The following is a 19,045-nucleotide window of genomic DNA, read 5'->3' as shown; positions in this document are numbered from 1 at the left end:
GCCGAGCCACCGGTCCGGGGTGCTAGAGCCGCGGGTCGACGGGTTCTGATTCGAGGGCGAGCACGGCGAAGACGGGTTCGTGGACGCGCCACAGGGGTTCGCCCCCGGCGGCGCGTTCGAGTGCTTCGAGGCCGAGGGCGTACTCCCGCAGCGCCAGTGACCGCTTGTGGCCGAGGCCGCGCTGGCGCAGCCGTTCCAGGTTGGCCGGCTCGGTGTAGTCCGGGCCGTAGATGATGCGCAGGTACTCCCGGCCACGCACCTTGATGCCGGGCTGGAGCAGCCCGCGCCGGCCCCGGGTGAGGTTGGCGTACGGCTTGACGACCATGCCCTCACCACCGGCGGCGGTGAGCTGTTCCCACCAGTCGACACCGGCGGCTGTCGACTCCGGCTCGGTGGTGTCGACGACCAGCCGGCGGGTGGTCCGGACGAGATCAGGTGCGGCGTCGGCGAGCCGGTCGGCGAGCGCCAGGTGCCAGCCGTGGTCCCGGTCGTGGTAGGTCGCCCCGTCGGTGGCGAGCAGCTGGAAGGGGGCCAGGCGCAGGCCGTCCAGGCCGTCGGTGGGCCAGCAGTAGCGGCGGTACGCCTCGGTGAACGACTCGGTGTTGCCGACCCGGGCCCGGGTGCGGTCGAGCAGCGCGCCGACGTCGAGTCCCGACGCCTGCGCCGTCCGTAGGGCGTCGAGGGCGGCCGGCAGGGCGGCCCGCGCGGCTGCGCCCACCGCAGCGTACTGGTTACGGAGGAGGTCCTCGGCCTTGGCCGACCACGGGAGCAGTTCACCGTCGAGCAGCAACCACCCGGTGTCGAGTTCCGACCACAGCCCGGCGGCGGTGACGGCGGCACGCAGCCGGTCCAGCAACTGCTCGGTCAGATCCGGGCCGAAGAACGGCCGGCCGGTGCGGGTGTGGAGGGCGCCCGTCGTGCCGTCGGCGGCGCCGAACCTGGCCCGGGCCGTCGCGGCGTCGCGGCAGACCAGGACGACGGCGCGCGACCCCATGTGCTTCTCCTCGCAGACGACCTGCCCGACACCGTCGGCCCGGTAGGCGTCGAACGCCTCGGCGGGGTGCTCGAGCAGATCGCTGCGCGGGGAGGTGGCGCACGGGGCCATGGTCGGCGGCAGGTAGAGCAGCCATCGCGGGTCGAGGGCGAAGCGGCTCATCACCTCCAGCGCGCCGGCGGCCTGGTCCTCCCGGACCGTGACCCGCCCGTGGTGGCGGGTCTCGACGGTCCGCTTGCCGAGGACGTCGGTGATGTCGAGCAGGTCCGGTTCCCGGCGCCCCCCGGCATCGGCCATGCCGACGGCAGCCGCCTCCGACGGCGGGAACGGCTTCACCGGCTCGTACCAGACCCGCTCGGCCGGGACCGCGACGATCTGCTTCTCCGGGTAGCGCAGGGCGGTGAGCCGCCCGCCGAACACGCATCCGGTGTCCAGGCACATGGTGTTGTTGACCCACTCCGGCTCGGGGGTGGGCGTGTGGCCGTAGAGCACCATCGCGCGACCCCGGTAGTCGTCGGCCCACGGGTAGCGCACGGGTAGGCCGAACTCGTCGGTCTCCCCGGTGGTCTCGCCGTAGAGGGCGAAGCTGCGGACCCGCCCCGACGCCCGGCCGTGGTACGCCTCCTTGAGCCCGGCGTGGGCGACGACCAGCCGCCCGTCGTCGAGGACCAGGTGCGAGACGAGGTCGCGGCAGAAGACCTCGACCCGCCGACGGAACTCCTCGGGCTCCTCGGCGAGCTGGGCCAGTGTCTCGGCCAGCCCGTGGGTGACCTGCACGTTCCGGCCGGACAGGGCGCGTACCAGCTTGTTCTCGTGGTTACCGGGCACCGCGAAGGCATGCCCGGCGGCGACCATACCCATCGCCAGGCGCAGCACCCCGGGCGAGTCCGGCCCCCGGTCGACCAGGTCACCGACGAAGACCGCCCGGCGGCCCTCGGGGTGCACCGCGTCGACGGCCCGCCCCGCCTCGTCCCGGACCACCGTGTAGCCCAGCCGGCCGAGCAGGGTCTCCAACTCGCTGCGGCAGCCGTGCACGTCGCCGATGACGTCGAACGGGCCGGTCTCGTGTCGAAGGTCGTTGAGCAGCCGCTCGCGGACGATCGTCGCGGCCTGCACCTCGTCGGTGCCGCGCAGCACGTGGACCCTCCGGAAGCCCTCCCGGGCCAGGCCACGCAGCGACCGGCGGAGCTGGTCGTGCTGGCGGCGGACCACGTGTGCGCCGAAGTCCCGGTCCGCGCGTCGGGCGTTGCGTTCGACGCAGACCTTCTCCGGTACGTCGAGCACGATCGCCACCGGCAGCACGTCGTGGGCGCGGGCCAGCTCGACGAGCCTCCTCCGCGCGTCGGGCTGGACGTTGGTCGCGTCGACGACCGTCAGGTGGCCGGCGGCCAGTCGCTTGGCGGCGATGTGGTACAGCACGTCGAACGCGTCCGCGCTGGCCGCCTGGTTGTTCTCGTCGCCGCTGACGAGGCCCCGGCAGAAGTCGCTGGAGAGCACCTCGAAGGGCCCGAAGCGGGTGGCGGCGAAGGTCGACTTGCCGGAGCCGGACACGCCGACGAGCGCGACCAGGCACAGCTGCGGGATGACGAGCTGCCGTTCGGTGTCGGTCATCGGGTGTCTCCGGTGGCGTCCTGGCGGGTGAACACGGCCATCTGGGTCGGCGGGCCGAGGTCGGGATCGTCGACGCCGACCGGCAGGTGGCGCACCGCGTAGCCCCGCTCGGCGGCGACCCCCTCCGTCCACGAACGGAACTGCCCACGGGTCCACTCGAAGCGGTGGTCGCGGTGCCGCATCCGGCCCGCGGGCAGGTCCGGGTACCGGACGTTGTACTCCACGTTCGGTGTCGTCACCACGACCGTGCCGGGGCGCGCGTGGGTGAACACGGTCCGCTCCAGCGCTCCGAGTCGCGGCGGGTCGACGTGCTCGACGACCTCCATCAGCACCACCGCGTCGAAGCCGGCGATCCGGGTGTCGCGGTAGGTCAGCGAGGACTGGATCAGCCGGATCCGCTCCCGCTGCCGGTCGGACATCTGCTCCAGACGCAACCGGCGCGCCGCGACCTGGAGCGCCCGGGCCGACACGTCCACCCCGACGAGTTCGGTGAAGACCGGATCAGCCGCCAGCGCCCGCAGCAGCGCCCCCTCGCCACATCCCAGGTCGACCACCCGGGTCGCGCCGGCAGCCCGGAGCGCGGCCAGCACCGCACCCCGGCGTTGCTCGGCCAGCGAGAGCGAACGCTGCGGCACCTCGTCGGCGTCCCCGTCCGGTACGGCGTTGTCCAGCGTCTGCGGTTCGGCGTCGTCGACCTCGGCCAGCCGCCCCACGGCGGTGCCCACCAGGGTCCGCCGGTGTGCCAGATAGCGGCGGAGGATCAGGTCCCGCTCCGGGTGCTCCTGCAGCCAGCCCGCCCCGGCACGGACCAGCTTGTCCACCTCGTCCGTGGTGACCCAGTAGTGCTTTGTGTTGTCCAGCACGGGCAGCAGGACGTACAGGTGGTTCAACGCCTCCGCCAGCCGCACCCGACCGGTCAGACGCACGTCCAGGTACCGCGACGGCCCCCAGTGCGGCACCTGCGGATCGAGCGGGACCGCCGCCGCCTCGACCGACCAGCCCAACGGCTCGAACACCCGGCGCGCCACCTCGGCCCCACCCACGCACGGCAGCGCCGGAACCCGCACCTCCAACGGCAGCCGCTGTCCCGGCAGCTCCGGGCGGGCATCGCAGCGTCCCGCCATCGCCGTACGGAACACCCGCCCCAACGCCACCGCGAGCATCGACGACGCCGCGTACGGCCGGTCGTTGACGTACTGCGCCAGCGAGAACCCGTCCGGTCCGCCCGAACCCTTGCCGCGCACCAGGGCGACCGGGTCCACCTCCACCAGCAGGGCCGCCGTGCACCGCCGTGCCGTCGCCTCGGGGTAGAAGACGTGCGCCTGCCCCACCGACACCTCGAAGGTCTGCACCCGGCCCGGATGCTTGTGCAGCAGGAAGCCCAGATCCGTCGCAGCCGGCGCAGTCGAGGTGATCGTCAGGAACACCTGCACAGCCTGCCAGTCGACCACCCGGCGGTCACCCCATTTTGGGGAGTTCACTCACGCGCCCGACGGCGGTCGGAGGGGATGACCTTCCACGCGACCAGCGCGGCCACCAGCAGCAGGACCGCGGCGATGACCGAAGTGATCCGCATCCCGTGGGCGAAGGCGTGACCGGCGGCGTCCAGGACCAGGGTGCCCTGCTCGCCGGTGCCGGACAGGGCCCGGGTGCCGGCGGCCAGCGAGTCGGCGACCGCCTCGCGGGCGGGGCCGGGCAGACCGGACAGGTCGGGCAGACCGGCGCGGTACAGCGCGATGTGCAGTGTTCCCAGCAGGGCGATGCCCAGTGCGACGCCCAGCTCGTAGGACATCTCGGAGACCGCCGAGGCGGCTCCGGCCCGGATCGCCATGACGCCGTCGACCTCACCGTCCAGCGTGAGGCAGGTCACGTCAGCCCCCTGAGCGGCGCGACGACGCGTCGCCCGACGCATGGTCAGGCGGTCGGTCGCCCGACAGGTTGCCCGACGGGCCGCCCGACGGGTCGTCAGGCGGCGAGGGCGGCGTAGCGGCCGGCGCGCTCCAGCAGGCCGTCGTGCCGGCCGGACTCGACGATCCGCCCGTGGTCGAGCACGGCGATCTGGTCCGCGTCCCGGACGGTGGAGAGCCGGTGCGCGATGGTGATGGTGGTGCGGCCCCGGGCCACCTCGTCGAACGCCCGCTGCACCGCACGCTCGGTCTCGGTGTCCAGCGCGCTCGTGGCCTCGTCGAGGATCAGGATGCGCGGGTCGCGCAGCAGCGTACGGGCGATGGCGAGGCGCTGCTTCTCACCGCCGGAGAAGCGGTGGCCCCGCGAGCCGACGACCGTGTCGTACCCGTCGGGCAGCCCGGCGATCAGGTCGTGGATCTGGGCGGCACGGGCGGCGGCCTCGATCTCGGCGTCGGTGGCGTCCGGGCGGGCGTAACGCAGGTTCTCCCGCACCGTGGTGTGCAGCAGGTAGGTCTCCTGGCTGACCACGCCGACGATCGCCGACAGGTCGGCCAGGCGCAGGTCACGCAGGTCGACGCCGTCGATCGTGATCCGGCCGCTCGTCGGGTCGTACAGCCGGCTCACCAGCGCGGCCAGGGTGCTCTTGCCGGAGCCGGTCTCGCCGACCAGGGCCAGGCCGGTGCCGGCGGGCACGTCGAGGGTGATCCCGGCGACGGCGGCGGTGTCGCTGCCCGGGTAGTGGAAGGTGACGTCGTGCAGGCGCAGGTCGCCCCGGATCCGGCGGGGGTCGACGTCGACCGGCTCGGCGGGGTCGTCCACCTCGACCGGCAGGTCCAGGTACTCGAAGATCCGGGCGAACAGCGCCAGCGAGGCGGTCACCGAGACACCCACGTTGAGCAGGCCCATCAGCGGCCGGAACAGCCCGCCCTGCAACGCGGTGAAGGCGACCAGGGTGCCGATGCTGAGCGTGCCGGCGGTGCCGGGCAGGCCGGCGCTGAGGTAGATGACCGCCGGGATGGCGGCGAACACGACGCTCATCGTGGCCATCCGCCAGCGTCCGGCGAGTTCGGAGCGCAGCTCCAGGTCGACCAGTCGGGCCGACGAGGCGGCGAAGCGCGCGGCCAGGGTGGGGCCGGTGCCGAGGGTCTTGGCCAGGTGTACGCCGCTGACCGACAGCCCCTCCTCGACGGTGACGTTCAGGTCGGCGAGTTCGCGCTGGCGGCGCGCGGTGATCTCGCGGCGCAGGTGGGCGACGCGGCGGGTCAGCCAGATGGCCGGCGGCAGCACGACGAGGGAGACCAGGGAGAGCCGCCAGGAGAGCGCGACCATGGCCGCACCGGTGGCGACCACGGTGGTCAGGTTGGACGCGATCGAGGTGGCGGTCGAGGTGACCACGCTCTGCATGCCGCCGATGTCGTTGGTGATGCGGGACTGCACCTCGCCGGTACGGGTGCGGGTGAAGAACGCCAGCGACTGCCGTTGCAGGTGGGTGAAGACGTCGGTGCGCAGACGGTGCATGACCTGCTGCCCGACGCGGGTGGAGACCCAGGTCTGCGCCACGCCCAGCACGGAGGTCACGGCGGCGACCACGACCATGCCGGCCACCAGCCAGGCCAGCAGCGGCAGGTCCCGCTCGGGCAGGGCCCGGTCGATCACGGCGCGAAGCAGGAAGGGCGAGGCCATGGCGAGCACCGAGGACACCACGATGATCGCGGTGACCGTGGCGAGCGCGCCCCGGTGCCGGGCGAACAGCCCGCCGATGCGCCGCAGCGACACCTGGCGGGCCTGGGTCTTCTCGTCGGCGCTCACCGTGCGGGGGCCGCGGTCGCGGCCGGAGGGGTGGGGTTCCAAGGGGTACGTCCTTTCCGCGGACAATGCTGAGGTTACCTCATCATGAGGGAACAACAGCTCCTGCTGCTACCGTATTCCGGTGACCGGAGACACGGACGGGCCCGAGGACAGCCTCGCCGAGGCGTTCTGGGCGGTGACCCGGCGACTGCGCCACCGCACCCGGGAGGCGCTCGCGCCCTGGGACGTCACGCCCGCCCAGTCCCGGGCACTCGGCGTGCTGACCCGCCACGGCGCGCTGCGGCTCAGCACGCTCGCCGAACACCTGCGCATCGCCCCGCGCTCGGCCACCGAGGTGGTGGACGACCTGGAGGCACGCGGGCTGGCACAGCGCCGACCCGACCCGTCGGACCGGCGCGCCACCCTGGTCGCGCCGACCGAGGAGGGTACGCGCGTCGGCGCCGCCATCCACGCCGCCCGCCACGCCGCCGCCGAGGACCTTTTCGGGCTCCTCCCACCGGCCGACCGGGAGCACCTCACCCGCATCCTGCGTACGCTGCGCGACTGATCGGCCCCGGAAGCCGCACGCCACCCGACGCCCCGAACAGGATCGATGCATAGACGTATTTACATGTGTTAGGTACCTCAGGTATGAAGGCGAGAAGCACGTCTCGGTGCTGGTTCCTGAGGAGGAGCGACGATGAAACCCACTCTGCGCCGCCTACGAACGGCGACGGTCGCGCTCGCCGCCTGCACGCTCGGGCTGAGCCTGATGTCGGCACCCGCCGGGGCGTACTCGGGGCAGCCCGTCACGCCGCACTCCGAGCGGGCCCCCGAATCGGACCAGTTCTCGGCCGAGGGCGTCACCACCGTCGGTGAACTCCGCACCGTCGACGGCGCGCTCTCCTACGCCCGCGACGGCCGGTCCCAGATCATCCGGCACCCCGGCGCGTCGTACGTCAAGGTGCACTTCAGCTCGCTGCGACTGGCTGACGGCGACTACGTGACCGTGGCGAGCCCGGACGGCCGGGAGAGCTACCGGTACGACCGCCACCTGAACCGGGCGACCGGCTCGGACTACACCACCGAGGGTCAGCCGGGCTTCTGGGCGATGTCGGTGGAGGGCGACACCGCCGTGGTGACGCTGCACAGCAGCCGCGCCGCCCGGGGCAGCGCCGCGACCATCGACCGGTTCTGGCGCGGCTACGACCACGCGGAGATCAAGCAGTACAACCTCTCCACGCAGTCCGTGTGCAGCACCGACGCCCGCCGCGACGTGGTCTGCTACCAGAGCAGCCACCCCACCGAGTACGCCCGGGGCCGGGCGGTGGCCCGTCTGCTGATCAGCGGCGGCGGGATGTGCACCACGTGGCGGGTCGGCAACACCAACCGCATGCTGACCAACAAGCACTGCTTCTCGACGCAGGCCGCCGTCAGCGGCAGTGAGATGCAGTTCAACTACCAGTGCGCCACCTGCGGTGGCAACAACCCCGGCGCTGGCACCAAGGTCAGCGGCGCAACCCTCTACAAGGTGAGCCGTGGCGGCTCCGGCGAGCTGGACTACGCCCTCTACTCGGTGAACAACTTCACCAGCATCCAGACGTTCGGCACGCTGTACCTGGCGACGACCGCCACCACGACCGGCACCCGGATGTACATCCCCGGGCACGGTGACGGCAGCCCCAAGCGGCTGTCCATCTTCGAGGACACCCAGAACGGCGCGACCTGCACCGTCAAGAACGCCAACTACAACACCTGGAACATCAGCTACAGCTGTGACACCTCCGGCGGCAACTCCGGCTCGCCGGTGCTGAACGGCAGCCACCGGGTGGTCGCCCTGCACCACCTCGGCGGCTGCCCGTCGAACCAGGGTGCGAAGGCGCACCTGATCTACAACGAGATCGCCAGCCTGATCGACAACAACGGCTGACGACGTCCGTCGACAAAGGCCGTCGGGGCGTCCATGGCGCCCCGACGGCCCGTCGGCACCGCAGCAGGACTACCGGGCGTCCGGATCGACCGGGCCGACTATCTCCGCAGTGCGCTGGCGCGGCACTGCTCCAAGGAGCAGATCCGCGTCGCGATCGACGAGAGCCCGGCGGCAGCGGGCATCCCCCTCGACCTGCTCGACCGGTTGGCAGACGATTCCATCAGGTACGAAGCCGCCAAGGCGAGCGCGCTCTCCGCAGCCGCCGGGATACCCGGCTTCATGTTCATGCCCGCCACCGTGCCCGCCGACCTGGCCCAGTATCTCGGCCACATGCTGCGCATCGCGCAAAAGCTCGCCTACCTCTACAGCTGGCCGGATCTGCTCTCCGGCGACGCCGACGATCTCGACGATGCGACCAAGGGGGTGCTCACCCTCTTCGTCGGCGTGATGTTCGGTGCCCAATCGGCGAACACCGCCGTGGGACAGATCGCCGGCATGCTCTCGAAGCAAGCTCTCAAAAAGCTACCGCGACAGGCACTCACCAAGGGCGTCATCTACCCCGTGGTGAAGAAGGTCGCCGGCTACCTCGGCACCAAGATGACCACGCAGACCTTCGCGAAGGCGGTCTCCAAGGTCATCCCCGTGGTCGGGGCCGTGGTGTCGGGCGGGATCACCCTCGCCACCTTCCTGCCCATGGCCAAGACGCTGAAGAATCACCTCTCCGGCCTGGAACTGACCAGTTCCCAGGATCGAGTCGTCGACACACAGGTCGTAGATGTCGATTCTCCTGATTCCCCGCCGCCGACGACATCGAGCAGCAGCAGGGATTGAACGGGCTTCAGCAGTCCCGGTTCGTCGACCCTCTCCAGGGTGCTCGACACGACATATTTCAGGAAATAGCCAGCAGGCAGGTCGTCCGACCTGGCTCACGTCCTGCTCGTGCTGTCGCCCGCAGCTTGCGACCGTCGCGCGGGACGGGGCCGCGGTGCTCGCGCACCGCGACCCCGTCGGACGAGTCGGAACGTAACCGGTCAGGGTCAGAGGAGCAGGTAACCGATCACGTGCTCGTAGATCTGGCCCTCGCAGTTGCTGGCGGGCGAGTCGAAGTGGTCGCCGGTGCTCATCCGGCACCGGTGGACCGCCCGGTGCGGCTCCGCCGGCGGCGACGCGTACACGTAGCCGATGATGCCGGCGTTGGCCTGGCCCTCGCAGTTCGAGGCACCGGAGGTCATGTGGTCCCAGCCGCTGACGACGCACTGGTAGATCGGCTTCGTACCGGCGACGGGGGTGGTGTGCAGCTTTCCGATGGCGTTTTCGTTGACGTAGCCGCTGATCGAGACGCTGGTGCTGCTGACATGGTCACGGCCGTTCCAGTGCCGGTAGAGGGTGGCCGTACCGGGCGTGACGGTGCCGGAGGGGACGTGGAGCAGCAGGTTCGGCGAGCCCGTACCCGGGTTGGTGATCTTGTTCGGGGTGCCGTTGCTGGTGAGGGTGCCGGCGACCTGGGCCGGGCTCAGGCCCGGGTTGGCACCGAGCACCAGGGCGGCGGCGCCGGCCACGTGCGGGGCGGCCATCGAGGTGCCGCTGATGGTGTTGGTCGCGGTGTCGCCGGTGTGCCAGGCCGAGGTGATGTCCTGGCCGGGGGCGAAGATGTCGGTGCATGTGCCCCAGTTGGAGAACGACGCGCGCGCGTCGGTGCTGGTGCTGGCGTTGACCGTGATCGCCTCGGGCACCCGGGCCGGGGTGAAGTTGCAGGCGTCGCTGTTGTTGTTGCCCGAGGCGAGCGCGTAGACGACCCCGTCGGCGATCGAGTTGCGGACCGCGTTCTCCAGGGTGGCGTTGCTACCGGAGCCGCCGAGACTCATGTTCGCCACCGCCGGTACCCCGGTGGTGTGGTGGGCGGTCACCCAGTCCACCCCGGCGGTCACCCCCGCCCAACTGCCCGAACCCGTGCAGCCGAGCACCTTGACCGCGATCAGTGACACTTCCTTGGCGACACCGTACGCCGCGCCGCCGATGGTGCCCGCCACGTGCGTACCGTGGCCGTTGCAGTCGGAGTTGTTGCCGTCGCCGGTGGTGTTGGTGCCCCAGGACGCCCGGACACCGAAGTCCGTGTGCGAGGTCCGGATGCCCGTGTCGATCACGTACGCCCGCACGTTGCCCGCCGTGTTCGGGTACGTGTAGCTGCTGTTCAGCGGCAGGTTCGGCTGGTCGATCCGGTCGAGCCCCCACGACGGCGGGCTCGGCTGGGTCGCGGTGATCCGCGCCTCGGCGTTCTGCTCGACGTACGCCACCTCGGGCTGGGCCGCGAGCCGGCGGGCGTCGGTCGGGCTCATCGTGCCGGCGAACCCGCGCACCGCGTGCGAGTAGGTGTACTCCACCCGCACGTCGAACTGTGCAGCCATCTGACGTGTCATGGCCTGCGTGTCGGCCGCCCTGCTCTCCTTGAGTACCACGATGTAGCTGTTCGGGATGGCGTCCGGGTTGCCGGCACCGAGAATCGGCCCCTCCGCCGCCGCCACCGGGGACGCGGTCGCCGAGAGGAACAGGGCGGCCATACCGGCTGTCGCGACCGAACCGACCAAACGCCGTCGCCAAGCTGCGCCGACATCCTTCATGGTGATCCCTTCCGTGCTGACGCTGCGTGTGGGAGACCGTGGAGAACGCAGATCATGATCTGCCGCGCCAGGATATCGACGCCCCCAACCGCCGGTCAATTGACAACCTTCGCTGAATCTTGCCCATCTCGACAACCACCCGATCAAGCGCCCCACCCGCCCCGGAGCAACGAGCGACCACCCTTCCAGCCTGACCACTCCCCTACACATACGCCCCTAGGCCGCATTCGCCCCATCACCGGCAGACTTGTCATACTGCCGCCTCGCCGCCGGGTCCACCACCACCGACCGGCGACACGTACGCCCCACGGGCGAACGCACAGCGATTACATTCGATACGCGCAAATAATGCGCGTGGGAATTGCACCCTAATAGCGATTATCGAACGCTTCCGGTAGGGTCCACTGCGTAAACGCTATTGGGTGGACGCGGCCTGACAACTCTTTCCAGGGGCGACAGAACCACGTTTCACCGATGGCGGCGCGATGTAACAGAAAGCAACACGGAAAGGGGTGGCGGATGGCCGACGACATGGGATCGACCGTCCCTAGACGGCAGCTCGGGCGGGCTCTGAAGGAGCTACGCGTCGAAGCCCAGATGACCTTGGACGCGGTAGCGGAAGCGCTGCACTGTAGCCGGCAGAAGATGTGGCGTATCGAGTCCGGCCTCGGTTCGGTCCGCCCACTCGACGTCCGCTTCATGTGCGAGCTGTACGGGGCCACCCGCGAACTCTCCGACGCCCTCACCAACCTCGCCGCCGAAACCAAGGCCAAAGGCTGGTGGCACTCCTACGGCAACGCCATCCCCGACTGGTTCGAGCTGTACGTCAGCCTCGAACAGGCCGCCTCCCGCCTACGCGGCTACGACGAGTCTTTGATCAACGGGCTGCTACAGACACCTGCCTACGTACGAGGCGTGTTCCAACATCGCGACGATGTGACCGAGGAGAAGTTGGAGCAGTACATCCAGGTGCGACTGCAACGACAGGGGATCCTGACGCGGCGGCTCCCCAAAGCGCCGGAGGTAGAACTCTTCCTCGCAGAGTCTGTCCTGCTCAAGCGCATCGGCGACGCCGCCACGATGGCCGAGCAGTTGTCGCACCTCCTGGAGGTCGCCGAGATACCGAAGCTCTCGATCCGCGTGCTACCCCTCATGGCAGGCGCGCACTATGGCGCACTGGCAGGAACGTTCATGATGCTCGACTTCCCGCCAGGTAACCGATCCACACCGCAACCGCCGGTGATCTACTGCGAGTCCTTGACGGGAGCCCTATACCTCGATCGTCCCGAAGAGGTAGGCGCGTACGAGCGGGTTTGGTCGAGCCTCGACGCGTTAGCACTCGGCGCGGGAGAATCCAAGCATCTGATCAACAAAACCCTTGGGGAGGTTCACGGTGCCTGATCTGACGATGGCCCGCTGGCGCAAGAGCAGCTACAGCGGCGACAACGGTGGAGCATGCGTGGAGGTAGCAACCAACCTGCCCGGCGTTGTCGCCGTACGCGATAGCAAAGACCGGGCCAGCGGGGTCCTCATGTTCTCCACCCGCACGTGGTCAGTCTTCACTCGGACACTTCGGTAGTTCTTTGTGGCGCGGCCCCCAGCCCAGTTGGCCCTGGGGGCCGATGTCTACAGGCATTCATTTTCGGGGCTCGTCGTCCCGCGGCGCAGCGGCTAGCCGGCGTTCTCGAAGGGGTCACGCCCGATCAGGTCCAGGCATGCCGCAGCCACGTCGACCCTCCCGTCCCTCGCCACGCCCTCCGTGGCGTGCGCGAACAGGGGAACCAACGCCGCCAGTTCCGTCAACGTCAACACCGCCACCTGGACCCGGCCGTCGGGGGCGGTGAACTCCAGCCCGGCGAGCTGCGCGGACGGCACAAGTCCCACCCTGAACGGCCCGACCTCCCAGGAAGGCCCGACCACCGGCGGGTCCACTTTCGGAGGTGGTACGTCCGACCGGATGGGTTCCCGACCGGTGATCCCCCGGATCACGTCGCCGAGGGGGACCTGCTCCCCGGGGTGGGCGGCTTCGTACTCCTGCAAGGCACGAACGACCCGGCCCACCTCGTCCGCGCCGAGCCGAAACGACCAGCCCTGTCCTCCGGCTGTCGGCCTGTTGTCAGCCATGGCGGCACGGTATGGAGACCACGGGTCGACACTATCGCCGATCTGACCGCACGTACCCGTATCCGCACTGTTGGTACCCGCCAACCGCTGGCCGGGTGCTCGTGATCGGTAACTCCTCCGCGCGTCGCCCCGCCCTGCGACCGTCGCCGCCGGTCTGGTCACGGGCTTCTGGCGACCGGGAGCCGCGCACGCGAGGGTCCCGAAGGTCCGCGGCTAGATGCCGGTCCCTCCCTGGTGTCACGCCGACGAGCGCCGGACAAGTCGAGCGCCAGCCACTCTCCGTCACGGTCGGTGACGCCTCGGGATGCAGGGGCGCGGCGGAAACACCCTTGCCTCTGGCGCCCATCAGCACTGCGGGCCGGACATGAGCCTCCCGGTCCGACCCGGACGATGCCAAGAGGACCGAAGCAGGGTTTCGGGTCGATGAACTCCCTGCACAAACGCGGATTAGCGACCGCCCGTCACCGCCGCCGTCGAGGCGCGCGCCGCCATCCCGCCACCGGGGAGGCTGCGGCGGCAACCCCTTGACAGGGCACCCGCCGCCCCAGCAAGATTCGAGAAACATAATCGTTAATACGTATTAGCAAGCCAGTCCGAGTCGTCCGCGGGCACCACGTGCCCGGCAGGTAACTCACGGAGTGTCACGCTTAGCTCTGCCAGTCATCGGCATCGCGGCAGCCGTGGTCCGACGACGAATCATGTCCGTGTCTCCCTCGTCGACGCCCGCCCCCGTGCCGCCCGTCCCGGTACCGCCCGGCGTCCGATCCCACCCCCGAAAGGAAGACTGATGACGAGAACATTCCTCGTACCGCGCCGCCGCGCCGCCGCCGCGGCGGCCGGCGCCGGGCTACTGGTCACCGCTCTCACCGCCGCCCCGCCGGCCGCCGCCGACCCCGCCTTCGCCTTCGCCTTCCCGCAGTTCAGCTACGTCGGCAACGCCTTCGACAAGAGCACCCTCGACTACAACCCGACCAACGAGTTCATCTTCCCGAGCATCATCCGGGCCGCCGACTACTTCCCGAACCCCCTCGGCACCTACTACCTGTACTACGCCCCCCACGAGCGCCCGGGCGGAATCGCCCTGGCCTACGCCGACTCGATCAACGGCCCCTGGACCGAGTACGCCGCCAACCCGCTGATCAGCAACACCTGGCTACCGCACTACTCGACGGTCAGCCACGTCTCCTCGCCGCACGCGATCTGGATCGAGGGCGAGCGGAAGCTCTTCCTCTACTTCCACGGCGAGAACTCCATCACCCGGTACGCCACCTCCGACGACGGCATCCACTTCAGCTACGGCGGCACCGCGATCAGCCGGGACGCCACCACCGGTGGCGAGACGTCCTACGCCCGGGTCTTCGAACAGTCGGTGCCCCGACTGGGCACGCGCTACCTGATGCTGTTCATGGACAACCCCACGGCGGCGCTGCCCGGACCCACCGGACCCGTGTCACGCCGGATCCGCTGGGCGGTGTCCCAGGACGCGAGGACGTGGACGATCCAGCCGGATCCGATCGTGACACCCCGGGGCATCCAGGGCCCCAACGCCTCGGGCCCGTTCTTCCTGCGCTGGGAGAACCGCAACCTGGTGATCTTCCACGCGGCCGACGGCAACATGCACGCCGTCGACGTCGGTGAGAACTTCGACCAGGAGACGCACCTCGGCCTGGTGCACGACTCGATGACCGGTGCGCCGGACCTGGGCCGCTCGGCCGCACCCACCTTCTACTTCGACGGTCAGACCATGCACATGTACTACGAGGCGGGCGGGCGGCTCACCGCGACGATCGGCCACGCGGTGGCCAACCTGGCCGAACCGCCGCCCACCCGTACGGTGGACTGCGTGGTGGACCGACCGGTGCTCTGGCCCCCGAACCACCGCATGGTCGATGTCACCGTGACGGCGGATCTGCCCGACGGCGTGCTCGGCCCGAACGCGCTCACCCTGACCGGGGTCACCGGCGGTGCAACCGAGGACGTCGAGGGCTTCGTCGACGGAACGCCGGACTTCAGCGGGCGCTTCCGCGCAAGTCGCCCCGGCGACGGCGGCGACCGGGTCTACCGCCTGACCTACGCCGGCCACGACGAGATCGGTCGTCCGCTCGGCTGCACCGTCACGGTCACCGTTCCCCACGACCAGAGCGCCGGCTGACCCGGCGGTCGCACCACAGGGCCCGGTCCTGGCACCTCCGTCCACGGGGTACCAGGGCGGGGCCTGCCCCTCCCGCGACGTGATGGTCAGGCGCGGAGCCGCCGGCCGGGTCCACAGTGGGACTACGATGCGAATGTGGCTCACGTTGTTCGGGTCCGGAGGCCATAATCACCTTCTCGTCACCGTGGCCGTGCTGCTGGCACTTGGCGGGGGCGTGGCCTGGGGCGTCGGCGACACGCTCGGGTTGAGTCACACCCCTGCCGCCGTGCCGCGCGAGGACGCCACCGCCGCGCCGCCACTGGTGGCCGCCCCGCCACCTCCGTTGACGTCCCTCGTCGTGCCCGACGCGCCGCGCACCAGGAAGGCCGCGACCGCCGTCGCCGACGCGCTCGTCTCCCGTGGCCGGCCCCGCCCGGTCGTCACCCCGGCCGCGCGCCCCGTCACGACGGCGACTGCCGTGGGTGCGCCACCCGACGCCGGACCGGCCACGGGCCGACGGCAGGCCGGCGCGGCTGGCACCCCGGGCTCGGCCCTGTCGGGGGTGACCACCCTCCGGGCGGGCGTGCTCGCCACTCTCGGCGGGACGGCGGAGTCGTACCGGCTCGGCGTGCGCGGGACCGAACTGGCCGTCGAGGGCAGCGACGTCGTGGGCACCGCCGCCGGGTTGTACCGGCTCGCCGACCGGATCCGCTCCGGTGCCGAGGTGCTCCCCGCCGCCGACGCGGGCCGGCTGGTCACGCCCCGGCTCGGCCTGCGGCTGACCGACGCGGGCTCGGTGGGCCGCGAGCCCGACCCGGCCGCCTTCGCCGCGGGCGACGACTACAACCTGAACACCGACGTGGTCGGGCCGGCGCTGCTGCCCAGGGCTCCGTGGGTGGACGCCGGGGCGGTGGCCCGCATCGACGCGCAGTTCCGGCAGTTCGTCGACCACTCGGTGGCGCAGGGCTACAACGGGATCGTCGTGCCCGGCTTCCTGGAGTACGTCACCTTCGCCGACGTCGGCGACGGGCACGCGGTCTACCCGCCCGGTGACCCGCACGTCGACCGCGCGGCGGCGATGGTGGCCGCGTTCGGCCCGGTCCTCCGGTACGCCGAGGAGATGGGTGTGCGGGTCTTCCTGCTCACCGACATGCTCGCGGTGTCGCCTCCGCTGGAGGCGTACCTGACCAGGACCGTCGGTGGTCTCGACGTGACCGACCCCCGGCTGTGGGCGGTCTACCAGGCCGGGCTGGCCGAGCTGTTCGGGAAGATGCCGTTCGTCGACGGCCTCATGGTCCGCGTCGGCGAGGGCGGCGAGGTGTACGCCGCCGACGGCTGGGACTACTCGTCGCGGCTCGCGGTCACCACGGAGGCGTCCGTACGCGCGATGCTGCGGGCGCTGTTGGACACCGCCGGCCGGGCCGGCAAGGAGGTCGTCTTCCGCACCTGGACGGTCGGCGTCGGCGCCGTCGGTGACCTGCACACCAACCCCGAGTCGTACGAGCGTGTGCTGGGCGGGTTCCACGACCCGCACCTGATCGTCTCCACCAAGTACACCCTCGGCGACTTCTACAGTCACCTGCCGCTGAACACCACGCTGCGCTCCGGTGGGCACCGCCGCATCGTGGAGTTCCAGGCCCGGCGCGAGTTCGAGGGGTTCGGCTCGCTGCCCAACGACCTCGGCCCGCTGCACCGGCAGGCGCTACGCGAGTTCCTCGCCGCCAACCCGAGGGTCGAGGGTGTCTGGAACTGGACCCAGGACGGCGGCCCGCTGCGCGCCGGGCCCATGTCGCTGCACCTGCGTGCCGGGTTCTGGCAGCTGTACGACCTGAACACGTACGCCGTCGCCCGGTTGGCCTGGGACCCGGACGCCGACCCGGCGCAGGTCACCGCGGACTGGGCGTACCGCACGTTCTCCGCCGACCCGGCCACCGTCGCCGCGATCGGGCAGGCCATGGCGCTGTCCCGGCAGGCGGTCACCAGTGGCCTCTACATCGGGCCGTACGCCGACAGGTCGGTGCGGGCGCTCGGGCTGGAGCCACCGCCGATGATGTGGATCTTCGAGTGGGACATCCCGACCGGCGACTCCGCCGCGCTCGGCAGCGTCTACGCGGTGACCGGTGGTCGCGTCGACGTGGCGATCGACGAGGGTGGGCAGGCCGTCGCACTGGCCCGACGCATGCGCGACCTGGTCACCGCGACCGACCCGGCGACGTGGCGGGACGCCGGGTTACGCGAGCACTTCACCAGGACGCTCGACTATCAGGTCAACCTGTTCGAGACCCTGGGCGCCTACCGGACCATGGTGCTGCGGCACACGCAGTGGCTGGACACCGGCTCCCCGGCCGCCTACCACGGTTGGCGGCTGGCCGGGGCGGCGTACGCCGACGCACGCGACGTGCACCGGCAGCGCTACGGCGCCGACCTGGACCTGCCCGCGTACAACTTCACCGCCGCCGACCTCGGGGCGCGGCGCGCGGACCGGGACCCGGCGATGGCCTGGGCGGCCCGGGTGCTGCTCGGGTCGATCCTGCTGGTGGTCCTGCTCGGCCTGCGCGGGCACGGGTTCGGCGGTGCCGCCGCGCGGGGGCTGCTGCTCGGCGCGGTCCGCCCGTGGCGGGTCGCCGCACTGCCGGTGCCCGAGTCCCGGGTGGACCGGTTGCTGGTGTGGTTGGTCCCGGCTGCGGTGCTGGTGGGGAGCCGCCTCGTCTTCACCTGGTTCGCCGCCCCGGCGCACCTGCTGGTCACCCTCGGCGGGTGGGCGCTGTTCGCCCTCGTCGTACGCCTCGTGGTCGGCCGGCGGGACCCGTTCCACCTGTGGGCCGTGGTCGGCGGTGTCGCGCTGCTGCGCAGCGTGCTGCTGCTGGTGGCGCTCGCCGGGCGCGGACCGGGACGGTACTGGTTCGCCTTCTGGACCGAGCCGACCCCGCGCGCGGTGTACGTCACCGTCGCGTTCGCGGCGTTCTGCTGGCTGTTCGTGGCCACCGCCCTGGTCCTGCGGGACCGGTACGGTCTGCGACGCCGAGGCGCTGTCGGACTGACCCTGACCGCGGCGGGCGTCCCGCTCGTCGTGCTGTCCGGCCTGGTCGCGGTGGTCGGCCTGGAGCGCGCGCTGACGGTCTGGAACGACCAGCTGGCGCTGCTGCCCTGGGGCCTGTCCCGCATCCTCGGCATCACCGTCCACCTGGGCATCCCCGCCGGCCTCCCCGGGTACGCCGCCGGTGCCGGCACCGCCTTCGCCGCGGTCGGCCTGCTCCTGTCCCTGGGTCGTCGCCGGCCGGCCGCCTGACCGCCTCCGGTACGGCACAGGGTCCATGATCGCGAAACCAGCACGCCCTGGTCGCCGCCCTCGAGGCTCGTCGACCGGCTGTCCTCGTCGGCCAGCGGTCCCGGCTGCCCCTGAGTCACAGTTCCCCGGACGACCCCGTCGTTGCCGTGCCCGGACCTGTCGAGCACCGTCCCCCCGGAGTCGTCGAGCCGCCAGTAACCGACGGCGCCGTCGGCTCGCACCAGGTCCGAGTAGGTCCCGGAAGTCGGCCGGGCCACCGTCACGGTCGTGGTGAACGCCCTGGGCTCCCCGTCGTCCGGGCGGGCGGTCGTGGTGATCCGGTAGTCACCGGGCGCCGCGTCAGCCGGGACCGAGACGCGGGTGCGGACCTCCTGCCATGCGAGCCCGTTCCTGGCGATACGGGCGAACGGGGTCTGCCCGGACCCGGATCCGTCGCGCCGTCCAGCCGGTAGCCCGCAGGCAGCCGTAGGTGCAGCTTGACCCGCTGGAGTTCGGGCCACCCCGCCGCAGCGGGTGGTGGCGTGGTCGTGGCTTCGATCGTGCCCCGGTGAGCTGGTGGTTCAAGTCGGTGAAGATGCCTTCCCTGCTCCAGGCGGCGAAGTAGCCGTAGACCGTCGAGTGGGGCGGGAAGTCGTGGGGCAGGTAGCGCCGG

The 19,045-nt window shown here is 71.1% G+C and carries 14 protein-coding genes; 8 read left to right on the top strand and 6 right to left on the bottom strand.

Going from position 1 to position 19,045, the window contains the following annotated elements:
• Positions 1-22 precede the first annotated feature (22 nt).
• The 4 genes from GA0074694_RS21000 to GA0074694_RS20985 all read right to left on the bottom strand — a co-directional run bounded on the left by GA0074694_RS21000 (position 23) and on the right by GA0074694_RS20985 (position 6,364).
• Positions 23-2,605 carry a polynucleotide kinase-phosphatase gene (locus tag GA0074694_RS21000; RefSeq protein WP_091461035.1) on the bottom strand — a complete coding sequence of 861 codons (2,583 nt, stop codon included), beginning with the start codon at positions 2,603-2,605 and terminating at the stop codon, positions 23-25.
• Positions 2,602-4,032, bottom strand: a complete 1,431-nt coding sequence (locus GA0074694_RS20995; RefSeq protein ID WP_091463527.1) for a 3' terminal RNA ribose 2'-O-methyltransferase Hen1 — start codon at positions 4,030-4,032, stop codon at positions 2,602-2,604. The genes GA0074694_RS21000 and GA0074694_RS20995 overlap by 4 nt, the downstream gene beginning before the upstream one ends.
• Before the next feature lie 50 nt (positions 4,033-4,082).
• The gene (locus tag GA0074694_RS20990; protein ID WP_091461033.1) at positions 4,083-4,475 is read right to left on the bottom strand and encodes a hypothetical protein; all 393 of its coding nucleotides are present in this window, start codon (positions 4,473-4,475) and stop codon (positions 4,083-4,085) included.
• Positions 4,476-4,570: 95 nt separating this feature from the next.
• A complete protein-coding gene (locus tag GA0074694_RS20985; protein WP_091461031.1) occupies positions 4,571-6,364 on the bottom strand; it encodes an ABC transporter ATP-binding protein in 1,794 nt (597 codons plus the stop codon).
• 79 nt (positions 6,365-6,443) lie between these two features.
• Between GA0074694_RS20985 and GA0074694_RS20980 the strand changes: the two genes are divergently transcribed.
• The 3 genes from GA0074694_RS20980 to GA0074694_RS20970 all read left to right on the top strand — a co-directional run bounded on the left by GA0074694_RS20980 (position 6,444) and on the right by GA0074694_RS20970 (position 9,062).
• Positions 6,444-6,869 (top strand): MarR family winged helix-turn-helix transcriptional regulator, encoded by a 426-nt coding sequence (locus GA0074694_RS20980; RefSeq protein WP_091461028.1) that lies wholly within the window; start codon positions 6,444-6,446, stop codon positions 6,867-6,869.
• Positions 6,870-7,001: 132 nt separating this feature from the next.
• On the top strand, positions 7,002-8,231 hold the full coding sequence (locus GA0074694_RS20975) for a trypsin-like serine peptidase (protein ID WP_091461026.1): 1,230 nt from the start codon (positions 7,002-7,004) through the stop codon (positions 8,229-8,231).
• Between the two features lie 33 nt (positions 8,232-8,264).
• Entirely contained in the window at positions 8,265-9,062 is a 798-nt protein-coding gene (locus tag GA0074694_RS20970; protein ID WP_091461023.1) for a hypothetical protein, read from the top strand.
• Positions 9,063-9,268: 206 nt separating this feature from the next.
• Here GA0074694_RS20970 and GA0074694_RS20965 read toward each other — a convergent pair whose 3' ends face one another.
• Positions 9,269-10,789 carry a S8 family peptidase gene (locus GA0074694_RS20965; protein WP_091463525.1) on the bottom strand — a complete coding sequence of 507 codons (1,521 nt, stop codon included), beginning with the start codon at positions 10,787-10,789 and terminating at the stop codon, positions 9,269-9,271.
• A gap of 579 nt (positions 10,790-11,368) precedes the next feature.
• On the opposite strand from GA0074694_RS20965, the gene GA0074694_RS20960 reads away from it, so the two are divergent.
• Positions 11,369-12,250 (top strand): helix-turn-helix domain-containing protein, encoded by an 882-nt coding sequence (locus GA0074694_RS20960; RefSeq protein WP_091461021.1) that lies wholly within the window; start codon positions 11,369-11,371, stop codon positions 12,248-12,250.
• A gap of 7 nt (positions 12,251-12,257) precedes the next feature.
• Positions 12,258-12,428 carry a DUF397 domain-containing protein gene (locus tag GA0074694_RS20955; protein ID WP_091463521.1) on the top strand — a complete coding sequence of 57 codons (171 nt, stop codon included), beginning with the start codon at positions 12,258-12,260 and terminating at the stop codon, positions 12,426-12,428.
• Positions 12,429-12,520: 92 nt separating this feature from the next.
• Here GA0074694_RS20955 and GA0074694_RS20950 read toward each other — a convergent pair whose 3' ends face one another.
• Positions 12,521-12,973, bottom strand: a complete 453-nt coding sequence (locus GA0074694_RS20950; RefSeq protein ID WP_141714225.1) for a hypothetical protein — start codon at positions 12,971-12,973, stop codon at positions 12,521-12,523.
• Positions 12,974-13,760: 787 nt separating this feature from the next.
• Between GA0074694_RS20950 and GA0074694_RS20945 the strand changes: the two genes are divergently transcribed.
• The 3 genes from GA0074694_RS20945 to GA0074694_RS34285 all read left to right on the top strand — a co-directional run bounded on the left by GA0074694_RS20945 (position 13,761) and on the right by GA0074694_RS34285 (position 18,997).
• Positions 13,761-15,125 carry a glycoside hydrolase family protein gene (locus GA0074694_RS20945; protein ID WP_091461017.1) on the top strand — a complete coding sequence of 455 codons (1,365 nt, stop codon included), beginning with the start codon at positions 13,761-13,763 and terminating at the stop codon, positions 15,123-15,125.
• A 184-nt stretch (positions 15,126-15,309) separates the two neighbouring features.
• Positions 15,310-18,393 carry a hypothetical protein gene (locus GA0074694_RS20940; RefSeq protein ID WP_218105759.1) on the top strand — a complete coding sequence of 1,028 codons (3,084 nt, stop codon included), beginning with the start codon at positions 15,310-15,312 and terminating at the stop codon, positions 18,391-18,393.
• 469 nt (positions 18,394-18,862) lie between these two features.
• Positions 18,863-18,997 (top strand): hypothetical protein, encoded by a 135-nt coding sequence (locus tag GA0074694_RS34285; protein WP_281190182.1) that lies wholly within the window; start codon positions 18,863-18,865, stop codon positions 18,995-18,997.
• The last annotated feature ends 48 nt before the right edge of the window (positions 18,998-19,045 follow it).

It is taken from the genome of Micromonospora inyonensis (assembly GCF_900091415.1).
GTDB classification, from domain to species: domain Bacteria; phylum Actinomycetota; class Actinomycetes; order Mycobacteriales; family Micromonosporaceae; genus Micromonospora; species Micromonospora inyonensis.
The sequence above is the reverse complement of the archived record's forward strand: the minus strand, read 5'-3'. Positions and strand labels throughout refer to the sequence as shown.

What these genes read in the sequence shown, in the direction of transcription:
- GA0074694_RS21000 (WP_091461035.1), bottom strand. Translation starts at nt 2,605, where the DNA reads ATGACCGACACCGAACGGCAGCTCGTCATCCCGCAGCTGTGCCTGGTC.
- GA0074694_RS20975 (WP_091461026.1), top strand. Translation starts at nt 7,002, where the DNA reads ATGAAACCCACTCTGCGCCGCCTACGAACGGCGACGGTCGCGCTCGCC.
- GA0074694_RS20970 (WP_091461023.1), top strand. Translation starts at nt 8,265, where the DNA reads ATGGCGCCCCGACGGCCCGTCGGCACCGCAGCAGGACTACCGGGCGTC.
- GA0074694_RS20965 (WP_091463525.1), bottom strand. Translation starts at nt 10,789, where the DNA reads ATGGCCGCCCTGTTCCTCTCGGCGACCGCGTCCCCGGTGGCGGCGGCG.
- GA0074694_RS20960 (WP_091461021.1), top strand. Translation starts at nt 11,369, where the DNA reads ATGGCCGACGACATGGGATCGACCGTCCCTAGACGGCAGCTCGGGCGG.
- GA0074694_RS20955 (WP_091463521.1), top strand. Translation starts at nt 12,258, where the DNA reads ATGGCCCGCTGGCGCAAGAGCAGCTACAGCGGCGACAACGGTGGAGCA.
- GA0074694_RS20950 (WP_141714225.1), bottom strand. Translation starts at nt 12,973, where the DNA reads ATGGCTGACAACAGGCCGACAGCCGGAGGACAGGGCTGGTCGTTTCGG.
- GA0074694_RS20945 (WP_091461017.1), top strand. Translation starts at nt 13,761, where the DNA reads ATGACGAGAACATTCCTCGTACCGCGCCGCCGCGCCGCCGCCGCGGCG.